At 72.7% G+C, this 23,949-nt stretch carries 26 protein-coding genes; 12 read left to right on the top strand and 14 right to left on the bottom strand.

What is annotated here, in order from left to right:
- The first annotated feature begins 21 nt into the window (after nt 1-21).
- The 4 genes from ACIHEI_RS36380 to ACIHEI_RS36365 are packed head-to-tail and all read left to right on the top strand — an operon-like array spanning nt 22 to nt 5,548.
- A complete protein-coding gene (locus tag ACIHEI_RS36380) occupies nt 22-1,254 on the top strand; it encodes an MFS transporter (RefSeq protein ID WP_396609823.1) in 1,233 nt (410 codons plus the stop codon).
- A gap of 34 nt (nt 1,255-1,288) precedes the next feature.
- The gene (locus tag ACIHEI_RS36375) at nt 1,289-3,055 is read left to right on the top strand and encodes a glycoside hydrolase family 3 protein (RefSeq protein ID WP_396609822.1); all 1,767 of its coding nucleotides are present in this window, start codon (nt 1,289-1,291) and stop codon (nt 3,053-3,055) included.
- 25 nt (nt 3,056-3,080) lie between these two features.
- Nucleotides 3,081-4,142, top strand: coding sequence for a 5'/3'-nucleotidase SurE (gene surE, locus ACIHEI_RS36370; RefSeq protein WP_396609821.1), 1,062 nt, complete (start codon nt 3,081-3,083; stop codon nt 4,140-4,142).
- 20 nt (nt 4,143-4,162) lie between these two features.
- A complete protein-coding gene (locus ACIHEI_RS36365) occupies nt 4,163-5,548 on the top strand; it encodes a carboxylesterase/lipase family protein (protein ID WP_396609820.1) in 1,386 nt (461 codons plus the stop codon).
- Nucleotides 5,549-5,552: 4 nt separating this feature from the next.
- Here ACIHEI_RS36365 and ACIHEI_RS36360 read toward each other — a convergent pair whose 3' ends face one another.
- Nucleotides 5,553-5,993, bottom strand: a complete 441-nt coding sequence (locus ACIHEI_RS36360) for a MarR family winged helix-turn-helix transcriptional regulator (protein WP_396609819.1) — start codon at nt 5,991-5,993, stop codon at nt 5,553-5,555.
- A gap of 71 nt (nt 5,994-6,064) precedes the next feature.
- Here ACIHEI_RS36360 and ACIHEI_RS36355 point away from each other — a divergent pair, with 71 nt between their 5' ends.
- From ACIHEI_RS36355 to ACIHEI_RS36340, 4 genes are read left to right on the top strand one after another with little or no spacing between them, the layout of a single operon-like run.
- The gene (locus ACIHEI_RS36355) at nt 6,065-7,036 is read left to right on the top strand and encodes an SDR family NAD(P)-dependent oxidoreductase (protein WP_396609818.1); all 972 of its coding nucleotides are present in this window, start codon (nt 6,065-6,067) and stop codon (nt 7,034-7,036) included.
- Complete coding sequence (locus tag ACIHEI_RS36350) at nt 7,033-7,899, top strand: amidohydrolase family protein (protein ID WP_396609817.1); 867 nt, start codon at nt 7,033-7,035, stop codon at nt 7,897-7,899. Before ACIHEI_RS36355 ends, ACIHEI_RS36350 begins: the two co-directional genes overlap by 4 nt.
- A gap of 17 nt (nt 7,900-7,916) precedes the next feature.
- On the top strand, nt 7,917-9,398 hold the full coding sequence (locus tag ACIHEI_RS36345) for a long-chain fatty acid--CoA ligase (RefSeq protein ID WP_396609816.1): 1,482 nt from the start codon (nt 7,917-7,919) through the stop codon (nt 9,396-9,398).
- A 20-nt stretch (nt 9,399-9,418) separates the two neighbouring features.
- Complete coding sequence (locus ACIHEI_RS36340; RefSeq protein ID WP_387642750.1) at nt 9,419-9,874, top strand: MaoC family dehydratase; 456 nt, start codon at nt 9,419-9,421, stop codon at nt 9,872-9,874.
- A gap of 59 nt (nt 9,875-9,933) precedes the next feature.
- Here the strand turns inward: ACIHEI_RS36340 and ACIHEI_RS36335 are convergent, their stop codons facing one another.
- From ACIHEI_RS36335 to ACIHEI_RS36295, 9 genes are all read right to left on the bottom strand, one after another.
- Nucleotides 9,934-10,353 (bottom strand): SRPBCC domain-containing protein, encoded by a 420-nt coding sequence (locus tag ACIHEI_RS36335; RefSeq protein WP_396609815.1) that lies wholly within the window; start codon nt 10,351-10,353, stop codon nt 9,934-9,936.
- Nucleotides 10,350-10,664, bottom strand: coding sequence for an ArsR/SmtB family transcription factor (locus tag ACIHEI_RS36330; protein ID WP_387642748.1), 315 nt, complete (start codon nt 10,662-10,664; stop codon nt 10,350-10,352). The genes ACIHEI_RS36335 and ACIHEI_RS36330 overlap by 4 nt, the downstream gene beginning before the upstream one ends.
- A 149-nt stretch (nt 10,665-10,813) precedes the next feature.
- A complete protein-coding gene (locus ACIHEI_RS36325) occupies nt 10,814-11,773 on the bottom strand; it encodes a Gfo/Idh/MocA family oxidoreductase (RefSeq protein ID WP_396609814.1) in 960 nt (319 codons plus the stop codon).
- Between the two features lies 1 nt (nt 11,774).
- Entirely contained in the window at nt 11,775-13,079 is a 1,305-nt protein-coding gene (gene ligA / locus ACIHEI_RS36320) for a protocatechuate 4,5-dioxygenase subunit alpha (RefSeq protein ID WP_396609813.1), read from the bottom strand.
- A gap of 5 nt (nt 13,080-13,084) precedes the next feature.
- The gene (locus ACIHEI_RS36315; RefSeq protein WP_396609812.1) at nt 13,085-14,011 is read right to left on the bottom strand and encodes an amidohydrolase family protein; all 927 of its coding nucleotides are present in this window, start codon (nt 14,009-14,011) and stop codon (nt 13,085-13,087) included.
- A 3-nt stretch (nt 14,012-14,014) separates the two neighbouring features.
- The gene (gene ligK, locus ACIHEI_RS36310; RefSeq protein WP_396609811.1) at nt 14,015-14,701 is read right to left on the bottom strand and encodes a 4-carboxy-4-hydroxy-2-oxoadipate aldolase/oxaloacetate decarboxylase; all 687 of its coding nucleotides are present in this window, start codon (nt 14,699-14,701) and stop codon (nt 14,015-14,017) included.
- An 18-nt stretch (nt 14,702-14,719) separates the two neighbouring features.
- On the bottom strand, nt 14,720-15,748 hold the full coding sequence (locus ACIHEI_RS36305) for an amidohydrolase family protein (protein WP_396609810.1): 1,029 nt from the start codon (nt 15,746-15,748) through the stop codon (nt 14,720-14,722).
- A 38-nt stretch (nt 15,749-15,786) separates the two neighbouring features.
- Nucleotides 15,787-17,004, bottom strand: coding sequence for a 4-hydroxybenzoate 3-monooxygenase (locus tag ACIHEI_RS36300; protein WP_396609809.1), 1,218 nt, complete (start codon nt 17,002-17,004; stop codon nt 15,787-15,789).
- A gap of 464 nt (nt 17,005-17,468) precedes the next feature.
- Nucleotides 17,469-18,236: an IclR family transcriptional regulator gene (locus ACIHEI_RS36295; RefSeq protein WP_396609808.1), complete on the bottom strand. Its 768-nt coding sequence runs from the start codon at nt 18,234-18,236 to the stop codon at nt 17,469-17,471.
- A 74-nt stretch (nt 18,237-18,310) separates the two neighbouring features.
- Here ACIHEI_RS36295 and ACIHEI_RS36290 point away from each other — a divergent pair, with 74 nt between their 5' ends.
- Nucleotides 18,311-19,036 carry a substrate-binding domain-containing protein gene (locus tag ACIHEI_RS36290; protein ID WP_396609807.1) on the top strand — a complete coding sequence of 242 codons (726 nt, stop codon included), beginning with the start codon at nt 18,311-18,313 and terminating at the stop codon, nt 19,034-19,036.
- A gap of 37 nt (nt 19,037-19,073) precedes the next feature.
- Here the strand turns inward: ACIHEI_RS36290 and ACIHEI_RS36285 are convergent, their stop codons facing one another.
- The gene (locus ACIHEI_RS36285; RefSeq protein ID WP_396609806.1) at nt 19,074-19,493 is read right to left on the bottom strand and encodes a winged helix-turn-helix transcriptional regulator; all 420 of its coding nucleotides are present in this window, start codon (nt 19,491-19,493) and stop codon (nt 19,074-19,076) included.
- A gap of 103 nt (nt 19,494-19,596) precedes the next feature.
- Here ACIHEI_RS36285 and ACIHEI_RS36280 point away from each other — a divergent pair, with 103 nt between their 5' ends.
- Nucleotides 19,597-20,415, top strand: a complete 819-nt coding sequence (locus tag ACIHEI_RS36280; protein ID WP_396609805.1) for an NAD(P)H-binding protein — start codon at nt 19,597-19,599, stop codon at nt 20,413-20,415.
- 81 nt (nt 20,416-20,496) lie between these two features.
- Here ACIHEI_RS36280 and hemC read toward each other — a convergent pair whose 3' ends face one another.
- The 3 genes from hemC to ACIHEI_RS36265 all read right to left on the bottom strand — a co-directional run bounded on the left by hemC (nt 20,497) and on the right by ACIHEI_RS36265 (nt 22,683).
- The gene (hemC, locus tag ACIHEI_RS36275) at nt 20,497-21,465 is read right to left on the bottom strand and encodes a hydroxymethylbilane synthase (protein ID WP_396609804.1); all 969 of its coding nucleotides are present in this window, start codon (nt 21,463-21,465) and stop codon (nt 20,497-20,499) included.
- Entirely contained in the window at nt 21,419-21,931 is a 513-nt protein-coding gene (locus ACIHEI_RS36270; protein WP_396609803.1) for an NUDIX domain-containing protein, read from the bottom strand. The genes hemC and ACIHEI_RS36270 overlap by 47 nt, the downstream gene beginning before the upstream one ends.
- Before the next feature lie 239 nt (nt 21,932-22,170).
- The gene (locus ACIHEI_RS36265) at nt 22,171-22,683 is read right to left on the bottom strand and encodes a hypothetical protein (protein ID WP_396609802.1); all 513 of its coding nucleotides are present in this window, start codon (nt 22,681-22,683) and stop codon (nt 22,171-22,173) included.
- A 106-nt stretch (nt 22,684-22,789) separates the two neighbouring features.
- Here ACIHEI_RS36265 and ACIHEI_RS36260 point away from each other — a divergent pair, with 106 nt between their 5' ends.
- Complete coding sequence (locus ACIHEI_RS36260; protein ID WP_396609801.1) at nt 22,790-23,617, top strand: Scr1 family TA system antitoxin-like transcriptional regulator; 828 nt, start codon at nt 22,790-22,792, stop codon at nt 23,615-23,617.
- An 8-nt stretch (nt 23,618-23,625) separates the two neighbouring features.
- Nucleotides 23,626-23,817 (top strand): DUF397 domain-containing protein, encoded by a 192-nt coding sequence (locus tag ACIHEI_RS36255; RefSeq protein WP_396609830.1) that lies wholly within the window; start codon nt 23,626-23,628, stop codon nt 23,815-23,817.
- The last annotated feature ends 132 nt before the right edge of the window (nt 23,818-23,949 follow it).

The raw sequence follows: 23,949 nt of genomic DNA, 5'->3' as shown, positions 1-23,949 counted from the left end.
GGCCACCCCAGGAGGCCGGTCATGACCACCGCCGACGACGCCGTCGACCACCCGAGAGCCGCCGGCGCCGGCCGGGCGCTGCTGCCGATGCTCACCCTCGGCAACTCCGCGCTGTACCTGGTCTATCTCGGGGTGGGTGGCGTCCTGCTGCCCGCCCAGATCGAACTGCTCGACCCGGACGGCAAGGTCGGCAGCCTCGGCCTGGTCTCCGGCATCGCCGCCGTGTTCGCCACCCTGTTCAACCCGCTCGCCGGGCTGCTCTCCGACCGCTCCGGTCGCCGCAACCCGTGGATCCTCGGCGGCGGCCTCGCCTCCTTCGGCGCGCTCGCCCTGCTCGGCCAGGTCCGCACCATCCTGCTGGTCACCCTGGTCTGGTGCCTCGTGCAGGCCACCATGAACTGCTTCCAGGCCGCCATCACCGCCGTGGTTCCCGACCGGGTGCCCGCCGAACGCCGCGGAGTGGCCTCCGCGATGGTCGGCATCGGCACCCCGATCGGCTCGGTGGTCGGCATCCTGCTCGCCGCCCGCTTCGTCCCCGACTCGCTCGCCACCGGCTACCTGCTGATCGGCGCCGTCATGGCGCTGGCCGCCGTGCTGTTCACCGCACTGGTCCGCGAAGAGCGCCCGACGAAGACCGAACCCGTCCCGCTGCGCCGCCAACTCGCCGCGTTCGCCGAGACCTTGAAGGTCGCCGACTTCCGCTGGGCGTTCATCGGCCGGTTCCTGATGATGCTCGGCTTCTTCGCCGTCTCGCTGTTCCAGTTCTACATCCTGCAGGACCACATCCGGCTCCCCGACGGCATGGACGCCCCCGGCGCCCAGACCTACCTCGCCCCGGTGGACGCGGTCTCCACGCTCGCCGCCACCGTCCTCGGCGGCTGGCTGTCCGACCGGCTCGGCCGCCGCAAGCCGCTGATCGCCATCTCGTGTGTGCTGGCCTCCGCCACCATGGCCGTCCCCGTCCTGATGCCCACCTGGACCGGCATCCTGCTGTACACCGTGCTCGCCGGGATCGCCTTCGGCTGCTACATGGCCGTGGACACCGCCCTGGTCACCCAGGTGCTGCCGAGCGCCGCCGACGCCGCCCGCGACCTGGGAGTGCTGAACATCGCCAACGCCGGCCCGCAGATCCTCGCCCCGCTGGTCGCCTCCGCGGTGGTCAGCCTGGCCGGCTACGACGCGCTCTACCTGGCCGGCGCCCTGATCATCCTGGGCGGCGCGCTCGCCGTCGTCCCGATCCGCGGCGTCCGCTGACCCACCCTCACCCCCCGGCACTCGGAGAAACACCATGCACCAGACCCCCCTCCCCTACCAGGACCCCACCCGGCCGGTGGACGAACGCGTCGAGGACCTGCTCGGCCGGATGACGCCGCAGGAGAAGGCCGGCCTGCTGTTCCACACCATGCTGCCGATGCACGCCGACGGCCGGCCCGTGGAGGACGGCGACGACAGCGACTTCCCCGCCGACACCACCGGCCTGATCCGGGACCAGGGCCTGAGCCACTTCAACCTGGTGGGCACCGCCGAGCCGCGCCGGATCGCCGAATGGCACAACGCCGTCCAGGAGATCGCCCACGGCACCCGGCTCGGCATCCCGGTCACCCTCTCCACCGACCCCCGCCACTCCTTCACCGCCAACATCGGCGCCTCGATCCGGGCCGGCGCGTTCTCCGCCTGGCCCGAGCCGATCGGCCTGGCCGCCGTCCGCGACCCCGAACTGGTGCACCGCTTCGCCGACATCGCCCGCCGCGAGTACCTCGCCGTAGGCCTGCGGGTCGCCCTGCACCCGCAGCTCGACCTCGCCACCGAACCGCGCTGGTCGCGGCAGACCGGCACCTTCGGCTCCGACGCCGCCCTCACCGCCGAACTCGCCGAGGCGTACATCCGCGGCCTCCAGGGCGAGCGGCTCGGCCCGGACAGCGTGGCCGCCATGGTCAAGCACTTCCCCGGCGGCGGGCCGCAGAAGGACGGCGAGGACCCGCACTTCCCGCACGGCAAGGAGCAGGTCTACCCCGGCGGGATGCGCGAGCTGCACCTCGCCCCGTTCCGGGCCGCCGTCGCGGCCGGAGCCGCCCAGATGATGCCCTACTACGGGCAGCCGATCGGTACCGACTGGGAGGAGGTCGGATTCGGCTTCAACCGCGACGTGGTCACCGGCCTGCTGCGCGAAGAGCTCGGCTTCCAGGGCATCGTGTGCACCGACTGGGGCCTGCTCAACGACGACGAGATCTTCGGCGAGCCGCACCGCGCCCGCGCCTGGGGCGTCGAACACCTCACCCCCGCCGAACGCGCGGCCAAGGCGCTCGACGCAGGCGTCGACCAGTTCGGCGGCGAGGAGTGCCCCGAACTGCTGCTCGCCCTGCTGCGCGACGGGCGGATCACCGAGGCGCGGCTCGACACCTCGGTGCGACGGCTGCTGCGGGAGAAGTTCGTCCTCGGCCTGTTCGACGAGCGGCGGTACGTGGACCCCGACGCCGCCGAACTGATCGTCGGCAACCCGGAGTTCCGCGCCGAGGCGGCCGCGGCGCAGCGCCGCTCGCTGACCGTCCTGGTCAACCGCGACGCCACCCTGCCCGTCACCCGTCCGGCGCCCCGCCTCTACACCGAGGGCCTGGACGCGGCCGTCGTCGCCCGGTACGGCCGGGCCGTCCAGGACCCGGCCGAGGCCGACCTCGCCGTGCTGCGCCTGTACACGCCGTACGAGCAGCGCCCGAACCGCTTCGAGTCGCTGTTCCACTCCGGGCACCTGGACTTCCCGGCGGACGAACTCGCCCGGATCCTCGCCGTGCTGGACGCCGTGCCGACCGTCGTACTGATCAACCTGGAACGGCCGGCCGTGCTCCCCGAGATCGCCGAGCGCGCGCACGCCCTGGTCGCCGACTACGGCGCGCAGGACGACGCCCTGCTCGACGTGGTGTTCGGCCGGGCCCGCCCCGAGGGCCGCCTGCCGTTCGAACTGCCGCGCTCGATGGCCGCCGTGGCGGCCTCCCGCCCCGACGTGCCCAACGACACCGCCGACCCGGTCTTCGCGTTCGGCCAGGGGCTCGGCCTGTGACCCGCGGACAGAGAGGAAACCTCAGGTGAGACGCACCGCCCGCCGTCTGCTCGCCGCCGCCACCGCCGCCTGCGCCCTGGCCGTGACCGGTTCCGCCGCCGCCGCGCCCGACGCCCCCGCACCGGCCGTCCGGCCGCTGGCGGGCCTGCGGGTGCTGCTCACCAACGACGACTCGATGCGGGCCGCCAAGGCCTCGCAGTCCGACGGCCTCGGCCTGTACGAGCTGCGCCGCGCCCTGTGCGCGGCCGGCGCCGACGTGGTGGTGATGGCGCCCTGGCAGGTCCAGTCCGGCAAGGGCACCGCGGTCAGCAACAGCGGCACGCTGGCGCTGGCCCGCCGCGGCGAGCTGCCCGCCGGGTACGGCGCGGACTGCGCCGCCGCCCCGTCCGGCGGGGCCGTGTACGGGGTCTGCCTGGACGACGCGTGCCGGCCCGGCAGCCCCTCCGCCACCCCCGTGGACACCGTGCACCTGGCCCTGCGGGCCGCCCTCGCGGACCGGACCGGCTGGTCCGGCGGGCCCGACCTGGTGGTCTCCGGCATCAACTCCGGGGCCAACGTCAGCGCCCAGGTCAACGACTCCGGCACGGTCGGCGCGGCGCTCGCCGCCGTCGACGACGGCGTTCCGGCGCTCGCCTTCTCCACCACCGGCGACGACAGTGGCGAGTACTTCCCGACCGCGGACTACCGGGCCACCGCCGACTACGCCGCCCGGCTGATCGCCGGCCTGCGCGGACACGACCTGCTCAGCCGCACGTTCGCCCTCAAGGTGGACTACCCGGACATCACCGCCGGCCGCCCCGCCGGGCCCGCCCGGTGGACCTCCGTCGGCCACGGCCGGGAGGTCTGGCACGCCTACGAGCCGACCACCGGCGGCGCCTACGCCATCGGCCTCGGCTGGTGCGAGCACCGGCCCGGTGACCGCTGCACCGAGACCGTGCCGGACGCCGACGCCACCGCGCTGCTGCGCGACAACCGGATCTCCGTCACCCCCGTCACCCCCGACCGCACCTACGGCGCGCGCCCGGCCGATCCGGCCGAGCTCAACCGCGTCCGCCACTACGTCGAACACCAGGGGCCCACCCCGTGACCCGTCCAGGAGCAGAACAGATGACCGTCGTCCCCACCCGCAGCGGCCCGGTGCGAGGCGAGCGCCGCGCCGACGGGAGCCTGTGCTTCCTCGGCATCCCGTACGCCCAACCCCCCGTCGGGGCGCTGCGGTTCGCCGCGCCCCTGGCGCCCGAGCCGTGGAGCGGGGTGCTCGACGCCACCGCGTACGGGCCGACCGCGCAGCGGCGGCCGTTCGCCGAGATCACCACCATCCCCGAGCCGACGATCCCCGGTGCGGGCACCCTCAACCTGAACGTCTTCACCCCCGCCGCCGACGCGGCGGAGGGGCTGCCGGTGCTGGTGTGGATCCACGGCGGCGGCTACGTCGCGGGCAGCGCCGCCAGCCCCTGGTACGACGGCGCGGCGTTCAACCGGGACGGGGTGGTGCTGGTCACGGTCGGCTACCGGCTCGGCGTCGAGGGCTTCCTGCACCTGCCGGACGCGCCCGACAACCGGGGCGTACGGGACTGGGTCGCCGCCCTGGAGTGGGTCCGCGACAACATCGCCGGCTTCGGTGGCGACCCCGCGAAGGTCACCGTCGCCGGGCAGTCGGCGGGCGGCGGCGCGGTGCAGACCCTGCTGGCGGTGCCCGCGGCGCGCGGGCTGCTGCGCGCCGCGATCTCCGCCTCCGGCGCGGTGCTCGAACCCGACGCCCCGGCCGTCGCCCGGACGCTGGCCGAGCGCACCGGAGCGGTGCTCACCGCCGAAGCCCTTCAGGACGCGAGCGACGAGCAGCTGCTCGCGCTCCAGGACGCGCTGGGCGCGGACGGCGACCCGCTGCTGTCCCTCGCCCCGTGCGTGGACGGTGAGTTGGTGACCCGTCCGGTGCACGAGGCCGTCGCCGCATCGCCGGTGCCGCTGCTGCTCGGCTTCACCGCCCACGAGTTTGCCGCGCCCGGGCCCGCAGCACCGGGCGGCCCGGAGGTGGACGCGATGCTCGCCGCGCTCGGCCTGGACCCGGAGCGCGCCGCCCGGTTCCGTGCCGAGAACCCGGGGGCCGGTCCGGGCGAGGTGCTCACCGACTGGCTGTTCCGCGCCCCCGCGCTGGCCCTCGCCGAGGCCCGCAGCGCGGCCCGACTCCCCACCTGGCTCTACCAGTTCGAGTGGGCCGGCAGCGCCCCGGGCCGGTCCGGTCAGGCCTACCACTGCACCGATCTGCCGTTCGCCTTCGACGTGCTGGCCGCCGAAGGCGTCGTGGAGGCCCTCGGCGCCCGGCCCCCGCAGGCCCTCGCCGACGCGGTGCACGGCGCCTGGGTCGCGTTCGTCCGCGGCCTCGACCCGGTCTGGCCGCCCTACGCGGACGGCCGCGCCACCATGCGGTGGTGCGCCGAGGCCCGGGTCGAGCACGACCCGCTGCGGGCGGTCCGGGAGATCTGGGCCGGCTGACCCGTCAGGGGGTCGGTTCGGCGAGGTGGCGCAGCAGGGTGAGGAGGGTCGCGCGGTCGGCGGCGTCGAGGGGGTGCAGCAGGTCGTCGGTGACCCGGCGGCTGTCGGCGTCGGCCGTGCGCAGCAGCTCGCGGCCGGCCTCGGTGAGCACCACGATGCGGTTGCGGCGGTCGGCGGGGTCGGCCCGGCGTTCGGTCAGGCCGAGGCGCTGGAGGTCGTCGAGCAGGGTGACGACGGCGCTCGGGTCGTAGCCGAGGCGGTCGGCGAGTTCGCGCTGGCGGGCGCCGTCGACGGTGGCCAGGTAGCGCAGGATCGCGTGGTGGCGCAGGCGCAGGCCGTGCTGTTCGAGGGCGGCGTTGAACAGGCTGCCGGCCCGCAGGCCGAGCCGGTACAGCAGGTATCCGGCGTCGGTCTGCAGGCTGTGCATCCAGGGGGCGTCACTCATGGGGCCCATCATGCCCGGAAATCTGGGTCCTCAGCAATCATTGACAAGAGCAATCATTGTTCTTAGCTTCAATGGCCATGAGCAACGAATCCTCCGCCACCCCGGCCAAGCCCCTCGACCTCACCGGCAAGGTCGCCGTCGTCACCGGCAGCGGGCGCGGCCTCGGCCTCGCCTACGCCACCGCCCTCGCGCACGCCGGCGCCGCCGTCGTGATCAACGACCTGGACGCCGACACCGCCGAGCAGGCCGCCGCCACCATCCGGGGCGCCGGCGGCCGGGCGGTCGCCCAGGCCGCCGCGGTCGGCACCGCCGAAGCCGCCCAACTGCTGGTGGACCGGGCCGTCGAAGCCTTCGGGCGGCTCGACGTGATGGTCACCAACGCGGGCATCCTGCGCGACAAGGTGCTCTGGAAGATGACCGACGACGACTTCGACGCCGTCATCGCCACCCACCTGCGCGGCACCTTCACCTGCGCCCGCGCCGCCGCCGTCCGGATGCGCGAGCAGGGCGACGGCGGCCGGCTGATCATGATCGGCTCCCCGGCCGGGCAGCGCGGCAACTTCGGGCAGACCAACTACGCCGCCGCCAAGGCCGGCATCGCCGCCATGGTGCGCACCTGGTCGATGGAGCTCGGCCGGGCCGGCATCACCGTCAACGCCGTCGTCCCGGTCGCCGCCACCGCGATGACCGAGACGATCCCCGCCTTCGCCCCCTACATCGAGGCGATGAAGCAGGGCGCGCCGCTGCCGGACTTCCTGCGCAAGGGCGAGGGCTTCGGCACCGCCGAGGACTGCGCCGCGCTGCTGCCCTTCCTCGCCTCGGACGCCGCCGCCGGCATCACCGGCCAGTGCATCGGCATCGGCGGCGACAAGCTCGCCCTGTGGTCGCACCCGCAGGAAGTGGCGACCGCGTACGCCGACGGCGGCTGGAGCCCCGAGACGATCGCCGCCGTCTGGGCCGGCTCGGTCGGCCGCGAACCGCAGAGCGTCGGCATCCCCACCCCGGTCGTCCCCGCCCCGGTCGTCCCCGCGAGCGCGAAGTGAACCTCGCCGAGCTGACCGCGATCGACGTCCACACCCATGCCGAGGTCTCCGCGCACGGCCACGCCTCGCTGGACGAGGAACTGAACGACGCCTCCAGCGGCTACTTCAAGGTGGCCGGCGACCGCAAGCCCACCGTCGCCGAGATGGCCGCGTACTACCGGGAGCGGAAGATGGCCGCCGTGGTGTTCACGGTCGACGCCGAACACGCCACCGGACGCCCGCCCGTCCCCAACGAGGAGATCGCCGAGGCCGCCGCCGCCAACGCCGACGTGCTGATCCCGTTCGCCTCGATCGACCCGTTCCGCGGCAAGGCGGGCGTCCGGCAGGCCCGGCGCCTGGTCGAGGAGTTCGGCGTCAAGGGCTTCAAGTTCCACCCGAGCATCCAGGCCTTCTTCCCCGACGACCGGCTCGCCTACCCGCTGTACGAGCTGATCGAGGAGACCGGCACCGTCGCGCTGTTCCACACCGGCCAGACCGGCATCGGCGCGGGCGTCCCCGGCGGCGGCGGGATCCGGCTCAAGTACGCCAACCCGATGCACGTGGACGACGTGGCCGCCGACTTCCCGCACCTGAAGATCATCCTCGCCCACCCGTCCTTCCCCTGGCAGGACGAGGCACTCGCCGTCGCCACCCACAAGCCCGGCGTGCACATCGACCTCTCCGGTTGGTCGCCGAAGTACTTCCCGCCGCAGCTGGTGCAGTACGCCAACACGCTGCTCAAGGACAAGGTGCTGTTCGGCTCCGACTACCCGGTCCTCACCCCCGACCGCTGGCTCGCCGACTTCGCGAAGCTGCCGATCAAGGACGAGGTCCGGCCGAAGATCCTCAAGGACAACGCCGCCCGGCTGCTCGAGCTGAGCTGAGAGGGCCCCAACCGCCCATGCGCAACGAGGGAATCGGCTCCTGGCCCGCCCGCCGGGCCCGGAAGACCCCGCACCGCACCGCACTCGTCCACCACGGACACACCGTCAGCTACGCCCAGCTGGCCGACCGCACCACCCGCCTCGCCCAGGCCCTGCGCGCCGCCGGACTGCGCCGCGGCGACCGGGTGGCGTACCTGGGGCCCAACCACCCCGCCTTCCTGGAGACCCTGTTCGCCACCGGCCTGCTCGGCGCGGTCTTCGTCCCGCTGAACACCCGGCTCGCCGCACCCGAGATCGCCCACCAGCTGGCGGACAGCGGGGCGAAGGCGCTGATCCACGCCCCCGACTGCGCGGGCCTGGTGGGCGCCGGCCCGTCGCTGACGGTGCAGGTCGGCCCCGCCTACGAGGCGCTGCTGACCGCCGATCCCACCCCGATCGACGAGCCGGTGACGCTCGACGACACCTGCATCATCATGTACACCTCGGGCACCACCGGCCGTCCCAAGGGCGCCGTGCTCACCCACGGCAACCTGACCTGGAACGCGTACAACGTGCTGGTGGACGTGGACCTGACCGCCGACGACCGGGCCCTGGTCAGCGCGCCGCTGTTCCACACGGCCGGCCTCAACATGCTCACCCTGCCGGTCCTGCTCAAGGGCGGCACCTGCCACCTGGTGGAGTCCTTCGACCCCGCCGCGACGCTGGAGATCATCGAACGCGAGCGGATCAGCCACCTGTTCGGCGTGCCGACCATGTACCACCTGATCGCCGCTCAGGAACGCTGGGAGAGCGCGGACCTGAGCAGCCTGCGGGTCCTCAACTGCGGCGGCGCCCCCGTGCCGACCACGCTGATCGACACCTACCTGCGGCGCGGCCTGGCCTTCCTCCAGGGCTACGGCATGACGGAGACCGCACCCGGCGTGCTCTTCCTGGACGCCGAACACGCCGCCGCCAAGGCCGGCAGCGCGGGCGTCCCGCACTTCTTCACCGACGTGCGGCTGCTCACCCCCGACGGCCGGCCGGCCGCGCCGGGCGAGATCGGCGAACTCCTGGTCCACGGGCCCAACGTCGGCCCCGGCTACTGGGGCCTGCCCGAGGCCACCGCGCAGTCCTTCCACGACGGCTGGTTCCGCAGCGGCGACGCCGCCCGGGCCGACGCCGACGGCTACGTCACCATCGCCGACCGGCTCAAGGACATGTACATCTCCGGCGGCGAGAACGTCTACCCCGCCGAGGTGGAGGACGCCCTGCTCGCCCTGCCCGGCGTCGCCGAGTGCGCCGTCTACGGCGTCCCCGACGCCAAATGGGGCGAGGTCGGCCGGGCCGTGGTGGTCCCCGAGGCCGGGGCGGACCTCGACCCCGCGGCGCTGCTCGCCGCGCTGGCCGGGGTGCTCGCCAAGTACAAGCTCCCGAAATCGGTGGTGCTCGCGCAGGAACTGCCGCGCACCGCCTCCGGAAAGATCCTCAAGCACCGGCTCCGTGCCCGGCACGGCAGCTGACCCACCGAAAGGCAACACCCATGGCACTCACCGTCAACGGCCTCGACGAGCTGAAGTCGCTGGCCGGCGCCGACCTCGGCACCAGCCGCTGGCTGGAGGTCACCCAGCAGCGCATCGACACCTTCGCGGACGCCACCGACGACCACCAGTGGATCCACACCGACCCCGAGCGGGCCGCCGCCGGCCCGTTCGGCGCCCCCATCGCGCACGGCTACCTGACGCTCTCGCTGTTCATCCCGCTGTTCACCGAACTGCTGGAGGTCGAGGGCGTCACCACCAAGGTCAACTACGGCCTGAACAAGGTCCGCTTCCCCTCGCCGGTCAAGGTCGGCTCCCGCATCCGCCTGCTCGCCCGCCTCGCCGAGGTCGAGGAGGTGCCGGGCGGAGTGCAGATCACCGTGGACGGCACCGTGGAGATCGAGGGCGCCACCAAGCCGGCCGCCGTGCTCCAGAGCGTCTCCCGGTTCTACGCCTGACCAACGAAAATGACGAGGCGTCGGGACCTTCCGGTCCCGACGCCTCGTCGGTCTGCGTGTCACACGGACGGGGAGGCGTCGCCGAGGACGGAGTCGAGCCGGCTCAGGACGTGCGGCCACCCGTGGCCCATGCCGTCGAACGCCTGCCTGCCCATCGGGGAGTCGAGGTCGAAGCCCGCGTGGGTGAGGACGAGGCGGGTTCCCCGGCCCTCGGGATGCAGCGCCCAGGTGACGGTGGTGTCGAGCGAGCCCTCGGCGAACCGGTAGGCCAGCAGCCGCTGGTCGTCCACCTCGGTCACCTCGCAGGGCTGGCTGCCGAAGTTGCCCATGTCGAGGGCGAAGCGGTGACCGACGACCGGCCTGATGTCCCCGGCGGCCCACCAGCGGGCCAGGAGCCCGGGGTCCGTCAGGGCCTTCCACACCGCCGCCGGCGGGTGGGGCAGGAACTTCTCGCAGGTGATGGTGTTGTTCTCGGTCACGTCTCGTCGTCCTCGTCCAGGAGATCGGACAGCGCTTCCAGGCGCTGCTTCCAGTAGTGCTCGAACGGATGCAGCCACTCGCCCACCTCGGCCAGCCGCGCCGGTTCGAGGCGGTAGAAGCGGTGCCGTCCGCGCGGTTCCTCGCTCACCAGCCCGGAGGCTCGGAGCACCGCCAGGTGCTCGGACACCGCGGGCCTCCCGAGCTCGAACAGGCCGGCCAGCTCCCCGGTGGAGCGAGGACCCTCCCGCAGGGTTTCGAGCAGTCGGCGGCGCACCGGGTTTGCCAGCGCGCCGAACACATCGGTTCGCATGGCCACCACTATGCGTCGGAAAAGTCCGACGCGTCAAGAATCTCCGACGCGCCCCTGCGTGGCGGCGGTTCGTGCGGCCCGGGCCGACGGCAGGGACGCCGCAGGCCCGAGCCGCAGAGCGCGGCCCGGGCCCGGGGCGGTTCACGCCGTCATGCGAGCTGCTGCTCCAGGGCCGCCAGGGTGCGGTAGCAGGGCAGTACCTGGGCGAGCGAGGCGTTGGGTTCGCGGCCCTCGCGGATCGCCGCGACGAACTCGCGGTCCTGGAGTTCGATGCCGTCCAGGGAGACGTCGACTCCGCTGACGTCGACGGGCTCGTCCGCGCCGGTCACGAGGTCGTCGTAGCGGGCCAGGTAGGTGCCGGTGTCGCCGATGTAGCGGAAGAACGTGCCCAGCGGGCCGTCGTTGTTGAAGGAGAGCGAGAGGGTGCAGATCGCGCCACTCGCGGTCTTCAGCTGGATCGACATGTCCATCGCGATGCCCAGCTCCGGGTGGACCGGCCCCTGGATCGCGTTGGCCTGCACGATCGGCGAACCGGTCTGGTAGGCGAACAGGTCGACGGTGTGCGCGGCGTGGTGCCACAGCAGGTGGTCGGTCCAACTGCGCTTCTGGCCTAGGGCGTTGAGGTTGGTGCGGCGGAAGAAGTAGGTCTGCACGTCGAGCTGCTGGATCGCGAACTCGCCCGCCGTGATCCGTCGGCGCACCCACTGGTGGCTGGGGTTGAACCGGCGGGTGTGCCCGGCCATCGCCACCAGTCCGGTGCGCTCCGCCTCGGCCACGCAGGCCTCGGCGTCCGGCAGCGAGGCGGCGACCGGGATCTCCACCTGCACGTGCTTGCCCGCCGCCAGGCAGGCCTGGGTCTGCGCGGCGTGCAGCGGCGTCGGCGTGGCCAGGATCACCGCGTCCACGTCGTCCATCGCCAGGACCTCGTCCAGGCTGCCGGCCGCCCGGTCGACGCCCTGCTCGGCGGCGAACCTGCGGGAGCTCTCCGGGGAGGAGGAGACCACGGCGGCCAGCTCCACGCCCTCGATCCGGCGCAGCGCGGCGGCGTGCTTGGCGCCGAACGCGCCGCCGCCGGCCAGGGCGATCCGCAGGGGCTGCTGGGTGGTCATGTCAGGTCTCCTCGAGGTGCTGGGGGTGGTTGTTCAGGATCAGGTGGCCGACGGCGGTGTTGGACGCCGGCACGTGGTAGAAGCGGTGTTCGACGTCGACCCGGCCGCCGTCGTCGACGTCGCTCAGCGCGCCGCGGGCGATCAGCCACATCACCAGCTCGATGCCCTCCGAGCCGGCCTCCTCGACGTACTCCAGGTGCGGCACCCGGGCCAGGCCCGCCGGGTCGGTGACCAGCCGGTCCAGGAACGCGTTGTCCCACTCCCGGTTGATCAACCCGGCGCGCGGGCCCTGGAGTTGGTGGCTCATCCCGCCGGTGCCCCAGACCTGCACGTTCAGCGGCCGCGGATAGGACTCGATCGCCCGGCGCAGCGCCCGCCCGAGCGCGAAGCAGCGCGCCCCGGACGGCACCGGGTACTGCACCACGTTGACGTGGAGCGGGATCACCCGGCACGGCCACCGCTCCACGTCGCCGAACATGAGCGACAGCGGCACCGTCAGGCCGTGGTCGACGGGCATCTCGTTGGCCAGTGTCAGGTCGAAGTCGTCCCGGATCAGGCAGTGCGCGAGGTGCGCGGCCAGCTCCGGATCGCCCTCGATGCCCGGCACCGGGCGCGGGCCGTAGCCCTCGTCGGCGGTCGGATAGGCGGCGCCGGTGCCGAGGACGAACGTCGGGATCAGCGAGAGGTCGAAGGCGCTGGCGTGGTCGTTGTAGACCAGGATCACCACGTCGGGGACGTTCTCCCGGGCCCACTGCCGGGAGTGCTCGTACCCGGCGAACACCGGCTGCCAGTACGGTTCTTCGGTCTTTCCGTGGTCCATCGCCGCGCCGATCGCCGGGACGTGCGAGGTGAACACGGCGGCCGAGACGGCGGCGTGTGCCGCCGGTGACGACTGGTCGGCGTGGGCGGCCTCCAGTACCGCGCGGTCGATCCGGTTGCCGGGGAGGGAGGCCGAGCGGCCGCCGGAGACCATCATGTCCCGGTACTCCTGCTCGGTCATGCCGGTCATCGAGCCCGCCATCTGCTGGAACGAGAACCCCAGCGTGGCACCCCACTTGGCGAGGAAGTAGATGTTCCCGCCCTCGCGCATCGCCGCGTTCAGGTCCCGGTCGAGCAGCGCCTGCTTCTGCGCCTCGCGCAGCGGCCAGGCGTCCAGGTAGCCGCGCTCGTCGGCCAGGTACGCGGCCCGGTTCTCGGCCGTCATCAGCGACATGCAGAACTGGTTGAGGTGGTAGCCCTTCGCGGACTGGTCGGCGTCGAAGATGGTGGTCCCGGGGACGAGCCGGTACGTGCGGTCGACTGCCATGGTCGTCAACTCCCTTCCGAGGAAGGCCAGTAGAGGCGGTTCGGGTTGTCGACCAGCAGCCGCCGGCGCAGCTCCTCGGTCGGGGCGATGTGCGGGAGGAAGTCGACCAGCAGGCCGTCGTCCGGCATGTGGTCCTTCAGGTTGGGGTGCGGCCAGTCGGTGCCCCACAGCACCCGGTCGGGGAACTCATCGACCACCCGGCGGGCGAACGGCACCACGTCCCGGTAGGCGTCCCGTTCGCCGTCCAGGGCCGGCGGGCCGGTGAGCGACAGGCGCTCCGGGCAGCTCACCTTGCACCAGATGTCGTCCCGGGCGCGCAGGAAGGAGAGGAACCCGGCGAACTCCGGGCCGTCCGGGTCCTTGGAGACGTCCGGCCGGCCCAGGTGGTCGATCACCAGCGGCACCGGAACGGAGAGGAAGAACTCGCGCAGCTCCGCCAGGTCGGCCGCCTCGAAGTACAGCACCACGTGCCAGCCCAGCGGGGCGATCCGCTCCACCACGTCCCACAGCTCGGCGCGGGGCGTCACGTCGACCAGGCGGCGCACGAAGTTGAACCGGACCCCGCGCACGCCGGCCGCGTGCAGCTCCCGCAGCTCGGCGTCGCTCACTCCGGGCCGGACGGTGGCCACGCCGCGGGCCCGGCCGCCGGAGCGGTGCAGGGCGTCCAGCAGGGCGCGGTTGTCGGCGCCGTGGCAGGTCGCCTGGACGATCACGTTGCGGGCGAAGCCCAGGTGGTCGCGGAGGGCGAACAGCTGCTCGGCGGAGGCGTCGCACGGCGTGTACTTGCGTTCCGGCGCGTACGGGAACTGCGCGGCGGGGCCGAACACGTGGCAGTGCGCGTCCACCGCGCCGGCCGGTAGGGCGAGCGCCGGACGGGCGGGGGAGGGGTGCCAGTCCAGCCAGCCGGGGGTCTTCTGCTGATCGGTCGTCATGGCTCAGTCCTCGTAGCGCAGTCCGAGCGCGGCCAGCGGGCCGCGCATGCCGTACATGTCCAGGCCCAGCTCGCCCGCGCGCAGCCGCTCGCGCTTGCCCGCCTCGGCCGCCTCCCGCCGGGCGGAGGCCTCGGCGACCTCGGCGGCCCGCTCGCGCGGCACCACCACCACGCCGTCGGCGTCCGCCAGCACCACGTCGCCCGGGCGCACCGGCGCGTTGGCGCACACCACCGGCACGTTGACCGAACCGAGGGTCGCCTTCACCGTGCCCCGCGCGTTGATCGCCCGGGAGAACACCGGGAAGTCCATCGCCGCGAGGTCCGCGACGTCCCGCACGCCGCCGTCGATCACCAGGCCCGCGCAGCCCCGGGAACGGAACGAGGTCGCCAGCAGCTCGCCGAAGAACCCGTCCTCGCTCTCCGTCGTGCAGGCCGCCACCACCACGTCGCCGGGCCGGATCTGCTCCGCCGCGACGTGCAGCATCCAGTTGTCGCCGGGCTGGAGCAGCACCGTGACCGCCGGGCCGCACAGCCGCGCCGACGGGTACACCGGCCGCAGGTAGGGGCGGGTCAGGCCGGTGCGGCCCATCGCCTCGTGGACGGTCGCCGTGCCGAACGCCGACAGCGCGGCCACCGCGGCCGGGTCGGGCCGTTCGATCGTGGTGCGGACGACACCGAGTTCGGTGTGCATGTGCATCGCTCCTGGGGGTCAGCGGCCGGACGCGGCGAGGCGGGCGGCCAGTCGGGGGTGGACGCGCAGCGCGTTGCCGGCGTACACGGCCGCCCGCTGCTCGTCGGAGAGCCGGTCGGTGGCGTCCACGTACCGCCGGGTGTCGTCGAAGTGGTGGCCCGTCAGCGGGTCGATCCCGCGCACCGCACCGATCATCTCGCTGGCGAACAGCACGCCCTCGGACGGGACGACGGACGTCAGCAGGTCGATGCCCGGCCGGTGGTAGACACAGGTGTCGAAGAAGACGTTGCGGCCCAGCAGGTCCTCCGGGCGCGGCCCGCCGAGGGCCTGCGCCAGCCCGCGGAACCGGCCCCAGTGGTAGGGCACCGCGCCGCCGCCGTGCGGAACGACGAACCGCAGCGTCGGGAAGTCCGCGAACAGGTCGCCCTGGAGCAGCTGCATGAACGCGGTGGTGTCCGCGTTCAGGTAGTGCGCGCCGGTGGTGTGGAACGCCGGGTTGCACGAGGTGCTGACGTGGATCATGGCCGGCACGTCGTACTCCACCAGCGCCTCGTACAGCGGGTACCAGGACCGGTCGGTCAGCGGCGGGGCCGTCCAACGCCCGCCCGAGGGATCGGGGTTGAGGTTCACCGAGACGGCGCCCAGCTCCTCCACCGCGCGCCGCAGCTCCGGCAGGCAGGTCGCCGGGTCGACGCCGGGGGACTGCGGCAGCATCGCGCCCATCGCGAAGCGCCGGGGGTAGAGCGTGCTGACCCGGTGCACCAGGTCGTTGCAGATCCGCGCCCAGGCGGCGGACACCGCGAAGTCGCCGAGGTGGTGCGCCATGAAGCTGGCCCGCGGCGAGAACACCGTCAGGTCGGTGCCGCGCTCGTCCATCAGCCGCAGCTGGTTCGGCTCGATCGCCGCCCGCAGGTCGTCGTCCGAGATCAGCAGCCCGGCCGGGTCGGGCGCGTCGGACGGCGAGTCGAGGGCGGCGAGCTGGCGCTCGCGCCAGGCGGCGAGCTGCGGCGGGGCAGTGGTGAAATGGCCGTGGCAGTCGATGATCACGTGAAGGTCCTTTCTCGATGGGGCGTCAGCGGTCCGGGTCAGCCCCGGGTCGGCCAGCCGGTGTACTGCTCGGCCAGGTAGCCGCGACCCGCTCGGGTGCCCACCACGCTGTCCAGCTCGCCGAGTTGGCGCCGCAGGTCGAAGGCGCTCGCGCCGGGCGGCAGGTGCAGCAGCCTGGTCATCCAGGACGAGAAGTGCTGCGCGCGCCACACCCGTGCCAGGGCGCGCGGCTGGTAGTCGTCCAGCGCGGCCGCCCCCTCGGCGCCCAGCGCCCGCAGCAGCACCGGGGCGAGCACCTTCACGTCGTGCAGCGCCAGGTTGAGGCCGCGCGCCCCCGTCGGCGGAACGGTGTGCGCCGCGTCCCCCGCCAGCAGCAGCGAACCCCAGCGCATCGGCTCCTGCACGAACGACCGGAACCGCAGCACGCTCTTCTCCAGCACCGGCCCCTCCTGGAGCCGGAAGCCGTCCTCGCCCGCCACACGGGCCTGGAGGGTCTGCCAGATCCGCTCGTCCGTCCAGGCGTCCACCGAGTCCTGCGGATCGCACTGGAAGTACATCCGCTGCACCGTGTCGGTGCGTTGGCTGATCAGCGCGAAACCCTGCTCGGAGTGGGCGTAGACGAGTTCGGGGGAGCTCATCGGGGCCGCGGCCATGATGCCGAACCAGGCGAACGGGTACTCGTGCCCGTAGCGCACCCGGCTCCGCTCCGGCACCAGGTCCCGGCACATGCTGCGCGAGCCGTCCGCGCCGACCACGTACCGGGCCCGCACCTCGTGCCGGGTGCCGTCGGGCGCCGTCCAGCGGACCCTGGGCGCCGCGGTGTCGACGTCCAGCACCTCGGTGTCGCGGACCCCGAAGTGCACGGTGCCGCCGTCGCGTTCGCGGGCGTCGGCCAGGTCGATGAACACGTCGGTCTGCGGGTAGAGCCAGGTCGAGGCGCCCACCAGGCCCTGGAAGTCGATCCGGTGCGCCCGGCCGCCGAAGCGCAGTTCGACGCCGGTGTGCTCGTGGCCCTCGCGCAGGATCCGGTCACCGACCCCGGTCTCCACCAGGTCCCGGGCCACGTCGGCCTCCAGGATGCCGGCCCGCTGGGTGGTCTCGATCTCGTGCCGGGTCCGGGTGTCCAGGACGACGGCCTCCACCCCGGCGCGGCCCAGCAGGTGAGCCAGCATCAGACCGGCCGGACCGGCGCCGACGATCGCGACGGGGGCCCGGGTGACGGTGTCGATCGAGGCGGCGGGGATGGCGTCGGCCATGGCATCTCCAGGACAGCGGCGGGGGATTTCCTCCCCCGAACGCTGGCAGCCCGACCCGCGGCCGGTCTCCCGGCTTTCCGCCAGGCGGAAAGCTTGCTGCTCACTGTCCGGTGCGGGCCTGGCTGCTCATCGCCCGGCGGGGCACCGGCTGCTCACCGTCCGGCGTGGCACCGGCTGCTCATCGCCTGGTGCGGGCCTGGCTGCTTACTGCCGGGCGGGGCACCGGCTGCTCACCGCCTGGTGCGGGCCTGGCTGCTTATGGCCCGGCGTGGCACCGGCTGCTCATCGCCTGGTGCGGCACCGGCTGCTCACCGTCCGGCGTGGCACCGGCTGCTCACCGCCTGGTGCGGGCCTGGCTGCTCATCGCCCGGCGGGGCACCGGCTGCTCACCGCCCGGCGTGGCACCGGCTGCTCACCGCCGGGCGTGGCACCGGCTGCTCACCGCCCGGCGCGGCACCGGCTGCTCACCGCCCGGTGCGGGCCCGCCGGCCGAGCTCCGCCGAGATCGCGCCCACCGCCCGCAGCAGCGGCTCGCGCAGCCCCCGGGCCCGGTCCGCGTCCCGCGCCGCGATCACGATGCCCAGCGCGGCACTCACCGGCCCGTCCCGCCCGATCCGCACCGGCGCGGCCACCGCCACCGTGCTCTGCGACAACTGCCGGTCGCTGACGAAGACCTGCTCGCGGCGGATCAGGTCCAACTGCGCCCGCAGCGTCCTCGGTTCGGTGACGGTGTGGGGCGTCCAGGCCGGCAGCGGAGCGCCCAGCACCTCCTCCTGGAGCTGGGCCGGTGCGTGCGCCAGCAACACCCGGCCCATGCCCGTCGACGCCACCGGGAACCGGGTGCCGACCATGGTCAGCAGCTCCACCGAGCGGTGCCCGGCGATCCGCTCCACGAAGACCAGCTCGGTGCCCTCGCGCACGGCGAGCTGGATGTTCTCGTGGGTCGCCTCGTACAGGTCCTGCATGAACGGCAGCGCCGCGTCCCGCAGGATCTGCGTCCGGGGGCAGCCCGAGGCGACCTCCCACAGCCGCAGTCCCACGTGCCAGGAGCCGTCCTCGGACCGCTCCAGCGCGCCCCACGCCGCAAGTTCGGACACCACCCGGTGCGCGGTGCTCACGGCCAGGCCCGCCCGCCGGGAGATCTCCGACAGGGTCAGCACCGGGTGCTCGCGGTCGAAGACGGCCAGGACGTCCAGGACCTTTCCGGCGGCAGTGCTCGGGGTGGTGTTCATCAGCGCAGTGTCGCAGACCGCCGTTGAACAGCCAGATCGCCCGTCGTAGCATCTGCCGGACGCAAGGAGCAGACGTGGACGAAGAGATCGTCGGCCTGTCCTCGATGGCGACCCGGCCGATCCTGGCCGAGCTGTCCGAGTGGATCGGGCGTGCGCACGACATGCCGGTACGGTTCGAGTCGGCAGGCGGCGTGGAGGTGGCCCGGCGGGTCCGGGAAGGGGCGGCGGGCGACGTGCTGGTGCTCGCCGAGGACGCGCTGGCCGCGCTCGCGGCCGAGGGTCTGGTGCTCGCCGCGACGGCCCGCCCGCTGTGGGTCTCCCAGGTGGTCGCCGCCGTCCCCGAGGGCTCCCCGGCACCGGCCCTCGACAGCCAGGAGGCCCTGCGGGCCGCACTGCTGAGGGCCCGTCGGATCGCCTACTCGACCGGCCCGAGCGGCACCGCCGTGCTCGACCTGATCAATCGTCAGGGACTCGCCGAGGCGCTCCGGGACCGCCTGGTCCAGGCACCGCCCGGGGTGCCGGCCGGCACGCTGCTCGCCTCCGGCGAAGCCGACCTCGCCTTCCAGCAGCACAGCGAACTGATGGACCTGCCCGGGGTGCGCGTGGTCGGCCCGCTACCCGGCGACGCGGGCATCAGCACCACCTTCGCCGGCGCCGTCCTGACCGCCTCCGCCCGGCCCGGCGCGGCCGGCGAGGTGCTGGACCTGCTGGCCGCCGAGGAGGCCGCGGAGACCGCCCGGGCAAGGGGAATGCGCCCTGCCGCCCGGCCGCCCGCGCGGGACCGCCCGACCTCCGGTTGACCGACCGCCCGGGAGGGCTCGTTGCTGCCCTCCCGGGTCACCGGATCTCGTTCTCCGGGTGCTCCAGGTCGTACGCGTGCCGGGCCTCGGCGATCACCGCGCGGTGCGCCAGCGACCAGTCGGCGAGCGCCTTCACCAGGTGCGTCAGGCCCGCGCCGGTCTCCGTCAGCCGGTAGTCCACCTGCGCCGGGACGGTCGGATACACCGTGCGCAGCACCAGCCCGTCGCGCTCCAGCCGCCGGACGGTCAGCGTCAGCATCCGCTGCGAGATGCCCTCGACGGCGCGTTGCAAATTCCTGAACCTTCTTGGCCCGCCCGCGAGTTCGACGATCACCAGAACCGACCACTTGTCGCCGATCCGGTCCAGCACGTCCCGGATCCCGCAGTCCGGATGATCCTGCCGCCCGCACGATTCGAGCTCGGCGGGGGTGGTTACCGCGGTGTGCGTCAGTGACATCGAACTGCCTCCTTGTGGACGGTCGTCGCGCGGCCGAGGATCACCGTAACGACTGGTTACCGAAGAGAACCAGGGCCGACGGCGCGAAAGGCTGTGACTGATCATGATTCTGGTGACCGGAGCGAACGGAAACCTCGGTGCGGCCACGCTCGCTGCACTGCGCCTGGCCGGCGTGCCTTCACTCGGCGGCAGCCGCACCCCTCGCGAGGACATGCGACACCTCGACTTCGACGACCCCGCCACGCTCGACCTGCGCGGCGTCACCACCCTCCTGCTCATCTCCGCCGGCTACGCGGAGGACGACGTCGTCATCGCCCGGCACACCGCCGTCCTCGACGCGGCCGTCCGCGACGGCGTCGGCCACGTCGTCTACACCAGCCTCACCACCGCCGGTGACCACCTCGCCTTCGCCGCCGCCCACCGCGCCACCGAACTCCTGATCCGCGACAGCGGCCTTCCCTGGACCATCCTCCGCAACGGCCTCTACGCCGAACTCTTCGGCGGCCTCCTCACCTGGACCTCCTCCGGCCTCGAATCCCCCTTCGGTGACGGCGCGTTGGCCGCCGTCGCCCGCGCCGACCTCGCCGATGCCGCCGCAATGGTCGCCGCCGACCCCACCCCCCACACCGGCCTCATCCACGACCTCACCGGCACCCCCCTCACCGCGCCCGCCGTCGCCACCACCCTCGGCGTCCCCCACCACACCCTCCCCCTCGCCACCTACCGCACCCGCCTCCTCGTCACCCCCGCCCTGCTCCCCTTCCAGCCCCCCATGCTCAGCTCCCTCGCCACCACCATCCGCCACGGCTTCCTTGCCGGGACTTCGCCCGCCCTGGCGAAGCTGCTGGGCCGCCCGCTGCGGGACCCGCTGGCGGTGGCCGCGGGGGTGGCGTCGGCGGTGCGGCCGGTGGTGAACGTGTAGGTGGGGGGCGGTAGTCGGCGCTGCTTCGCGGCGAGACCCCGTCCGCTCCTGCTCACGCGGACGGGGCCGGGCGGCGTCAGGTCAGTGCGGGATTCCCGAGATGATTTCTCGCGCGCCCTGGCGGAGGAGTTCGGCGGCAACGCGGGCACCGAGGACGGCCGGGTCGCCCTGGTGTTCGTCCCACATCATCGCGTTGGCGAACTTGCTGCCCTCGCGGTCGAACACCATGCCGCGCAGGGAGAGTTGCCCGTCGGCCTCGGTGGTGCAGTACCCGGCGATGGGGCTGTTGCAGTGGCCGCGGAGCCCGTGCAGCATGACGCGTTCCGCCGTCACCTCGCGCTGCGTGCGCGGGTGGTTGACCTTCTCCAGCAGCGCGGCGACGGCATGGTCCTCCTGGCGGCACTCCAGCCCGAGGACACCCGCGCCGACGGCCGGGAGCATCTCGTCCAGGCCGAGCACATAGCCGGGCCGCTCGATGCCGAGCCGGGCGAGCCCGGCCGTGGCCAGGATCATCCCGTCCGCCTGGACGTCGATCTTCCTCGTGCCGTCCAGCTTCTCCAACCGGCTCCCGACGGCCCCGCGTACCCGGACGACCTTCAAGTCCGGTCGGGCGCGCAGGATCTGCGCCTTCCGGCGGACCGCCGACGACAGGATGATCGCGCCCGGCGGCAGGTCGGCGAGCGTGCGGCACTCGGAACCTTCGGGGAACAGCAGCACGTCCCGCACGTCCGGACGTTCCAGGTACGCGGCGAAGACCAGCCCGTGGGGCAAGGGCACGTCGCCGGGCACGTCCTTCACGCAGTGGACGGCCATGTCCACCTTGCCGCCCTGCAACATCGCGTCGATCTGCTTGGTGTACAGGCCCTTACCGCCGAGCTGCGCGAGGTCGCCCTGCCACAGGTCGGCCTCGGTGGTCACCGGCACGATCTCGGTCACCAGCTCGGGGACGTGCGCGCGCAGGGCGGCGATCACCATGTCCGTCTGGGCCAGGGCGAGCGGCGAACTACGCGTGCCGATGTGCAGGGTCCTGGCGGGGAACTCGGCCGTCATTGGGGTCTGTCCTTCCGTTTCGGGTCTCTTGATAAGTAACGCGTCCGGGCCACTGGAGAGGCGTCCGGATTCGAGCAGCCACGGCAGGGTGCAACAGTCGGTGGGCCTCGCCCGTGTCCGCCCAGCGCCATGCCGACAACTCCCGTTCCTGCAAGGCGATTCGGTCGGTGTCGGCGGCGCTGAGCATCGGTCCCGCCCACAGGAACACGATGCGGTCCCGAGCGCCCTCGCGGCGGGCCTGCACCCACACCGTCCCGATCAGGTCGTCCGGCAACAGATCGAGCGCCAGGCCGAGTTCCTCGCGAGCCTCGCGGCGAACCGCGTCAAGCGGAGATTCGCCCGCCTCCACCACACCGCCAGGCAGGTGCCACGTTCCGAGACCTGCGGCCTGAACGATCAGCAGACGGTCACCGGGACCGGTGCACAGGACATACGACGTGACCGGGTGGCCGGGCGCGGTGCCCAAGGTTCCTCCACTGGATCGGTTCGTGGTGCCCGCCCCGGGCGCGTGGGGCCGGGTGGGGCCTTGGTGCCCGACGGGGCACAGGCCCCGCCGGGAGTCGAGAGGTGCAGCCCCGGCCCGGTGTCGCTGGGACGGACCGGGACTGCGGCGCGTACAGGAGAGAACGCGAGCACCGGACCAGCCGGCACAGCCCCAACGCCGAGCACCAGCACGCCCGTCACCAGCGTCACGCGCGTCACGGCTCACCCCGCCTTCGGCTGACGGTTGACCCTCGCCGTCATGCCCACCCGCACCAGCTCGTTGACGGTCGCCGTTCGCACCGTGAGCGGGTCGGCCGTCCACGGCTCGCTGTCACCGGACACCGGGGCGAGACACCACGTGTCGCCGTCCTCGCCGCGGAACTCGCCGGCTCGGCCCGTCGCCGTGTCCACCGCCAGGTCCCCGACGTTCGGGCGGAACAGCGGGACGGCGGGCGTGACGGGCTCGGCGACGGCGGCAACGATCGCGTCCCAGTGAAGGTTGAGGAGCTGCAGGTGTTCGGCCAGCAGCCGTACCGATTCCACCCGCATCCGACCCACGTCCACCAGCACTTCGCCGGTGAAGGGCTCGGACCGGTCGACGCCGAGTTCCGGCAGCTCGATGCCGAATGCATCGGCAACTTCGCGCAGGGCTTCGCACATGGTGTGCGCTTCTGCGCGCTGTTGACGAACGGTCCTCGCCAACGGTGGTTCGGGTCTAGAGTCCACGTCCATCACGTCGTTCCCTTCCGTAGTCGAGCCACTACCGAGGGGCTTCACTGTGGCCCAGCGTCGCAAAGTGTTCAACTTGTCAAAGTTGCTCGGAGAGTAAGGAGTTGAGACGGTGAACCGGTCTGAGCTGGACCCCGCCGAGTCGCCCGAAGCAGCCTTCGGTGCGCTCCTGCGCAGCTCACGCGAGGCGCGAAAGTGGACTCAGGAGGAGTTGGGCGAACACACCGGCTACTCGGGGACGCACGTGTCTGCCGTGGAGAATGGCAGGCGCCCCCCAACTCCCAGGTTTTCTCGAAAACTTGACAAGGCTTTGGGTACCGAAAACGTATTCCAGCGTCGAGCGCAGGATCTGCACACCTCGGTACTGCTCGAAGGCTTCCCTGAGTACGTCGCGCACGAGTCTCGTGCCGTGGAACTGCGCCTGTTCACCCTGGGCATCGTGCCCGGAGTACTCCAGACCATCGACTACGCACGAGCCATCGCCGCAGGGGCAGTCCGCCGAGGCAGCATCACGCAGGGCCAGGCCGATGAACGGGTGGCCTACCTCGCACGTCGGCAAGCGGCCCTGCGCCGGGAACCGCCACCACAGATCCATGCGGTTCTGGATGAGAGTTGTATTCGCCGCCCGGTCGGCGGGCCAGCGGTCATGGCCGATCAGTTGGATGCTTTGCTGACTTTCGCCGGGATGCCGCACACCGTGTTGCAGATTGCCCCTCTCGCCATAGGCGAGGACCGGGCCTTCGATCTTCCTGTGTATGTGCTCACCCTGCCGGACAGGTCCCTCATGTCCTACGCAGAGTCCGCGCAACAAGGTCATCTTGAGCGAGAAACCGGTGCAGTCCTACCGGTGCTGACGGCCTACTATCAGCTACAGACCACAGCACTCTCACAGGCTGAGTCTGTGGCCCTGATCGGCCAGCTAAGGAGGGAAGTGCCGTGACCGAGCCCATGTGGTTCAAGTCGTCGTACAGCAGCAACGGCGGGGAGTGCGTGGAGGTGGCGCGGAACCTGGTTGCCGCCGAGGGCATCGTTCCTGTTCGGGACAGTAAGGACCCGGAGGGGGCGCACCTCCGATTTAGCCCTGCAAGCTTCGACGCCTTCATCGACGCCGTGAAGGCCGGCCGCTTCGGCAACGTGTGACCGCAACACCCCGCAGTTGAGCCCCCGACGCCTCTTGCCTTGGGTTCTAACGGTCGTCGCAACACCCCAGCTGAAGGGGTGCGATGGACTTCGAGATCCGAGCGAATCGGGAGCCGCAGGGGCCGAGGAGGC

The sequence above is a fragment of the Kitasatospora sp. NPDC051984 genome (assembly GCF_044593455.1).
In the GTDB taxonomy this organism is placed as follows: Bacteria; Actinomycetota; Actinomycetes; order Streptomycetales; family Streptomycetaceae; genus Kitasatospora.
Note: the sequence above shows the minus strand (reverse complement) of the source record. Positions and strands in the feature narration are given on the sequence as shown.

Coding starts and splice junctions, on each gene's coding strand:
- ACIHEI_RS36380 (WP_396609823.1), top strand. CDS start 22: ATGACCACCGCCGACGACGCCGTCGACCACCCGAGAGCCGCCGGCGCC.
- ACIHEI_RS36255 (WP_396609830.1), top strand. CDS start 23,626: ATGTGGTTCAAGTCGTCGTACAGCAGCAACGGCGGGGAGTGCGTGGAG.
- ACIHEI_RS36340 (WP_387642750.1), top strand. CDS start 9,419: ATGGCACTCACCGTCAACGGCCTCGACGAGCTGAAGTCGCTGGCCGGC.
- hemC (WP_396609804.1), bottom strand. CDS start 21,465: ATGACGGCCGAGTTCCCCGCCAGGACCCTGCACATCGGCACGCGTAGT.
- ACIHEI_RS36355 (WP_396609818.1), top strand. CDS start 6,065: ATGGCCATGAGCAACGAATCCTCCGCCACCCCGGCCAAGCCCCTCGAC.
- ACIHEI_RS36315 (WP_396609812.1), bottom strand. CDS start 14,011: ATGACGACCGATCAGCAGAAGACCCCCGGCTGGCTGGACTGGCACCCC.
- ACIHEI_RS36330 (WP_387642748.1), bottom strand. CDS start 10,664: ATGCGAACCGATGTGTTCGGCGCGCTGGCAAACCCGGTGCGCCGCCGA.
- ACIHEI_RS36285 (WP_396609806.1), bottom strand. CDS start 19,493: ATGTCACTGACGCACACCGCGGTAACCACCCCCGCCGAGCTCGAATCG.
- ligK (WP_396609811.1), bottom strand. CDS start 14,701: ATGCACACCGAACTCGGTGTCGTCCGCACCACGATCGAACGGCCCGAC.
- ACIHEI_RS36375 (WP_396609822.1), top strand. CDS start 1,289: ATGCACCAGACCCCCCTCCCCTACCAGGACCCCACCCGGCCGGTGGAC.
- ACIHEI_RS36345 (WP_396609816.1), top strand. CDS start 7,917: ATGCGCAACGAGGGAATCGGCTCCTGGCCCGCCCGCCGGGCCCGGAAG.
- ACIHEI_RS36300 (WP_396609809.1), bottom strand. CDS start 17,004: ATGGCCGACGCCATCCCCGCCGCCTCGATCGACACCGTCACCCGGGCC.
- ACIHEI_RS36360 (WP_396609819.1), bottom strand. CDS start 5,993: ATGAGTGACGCCCCCTGGATGCACAGCCTGCAGACCGACGCCGGATAC.
- ACIHEI_RS36365 (WP_396609820.1), top strand. CDS start 4,163: ATGACCGTCGTCCCCACCCGCAGCGGCCCGGTGCGAGGCGAGCGCCGC.
- ACIHEI_RS36295 (WP_396609808.1), bottom strand. CDS start 18,236: ATGAACACCACCCCGAGCACTGCCGCCGGAAAGGTCCTGGACGTCCTG.
- ACIHEI_RS36325 (WP_396609814.1), bottom strand. CDS start 11,773: ATGACCACCCAGCAGCCCCTGCGGATCGCCCTGGCCGGCGGCGGCGCG.
- ligA (WP_396609813.1), bottom strand. CDS start 13,079: ATGGCAGTCGACCGCACGTACCGGCTCGTCCCCGGGACCACCATCTTC.
- ACIHEI_RS36280 (WP_396609805.1), top strand. CDS start 19,597: ATGATTCTGGTGACCGGAGCGAACGGAAACCTCGGTGCGGCCACGCTC.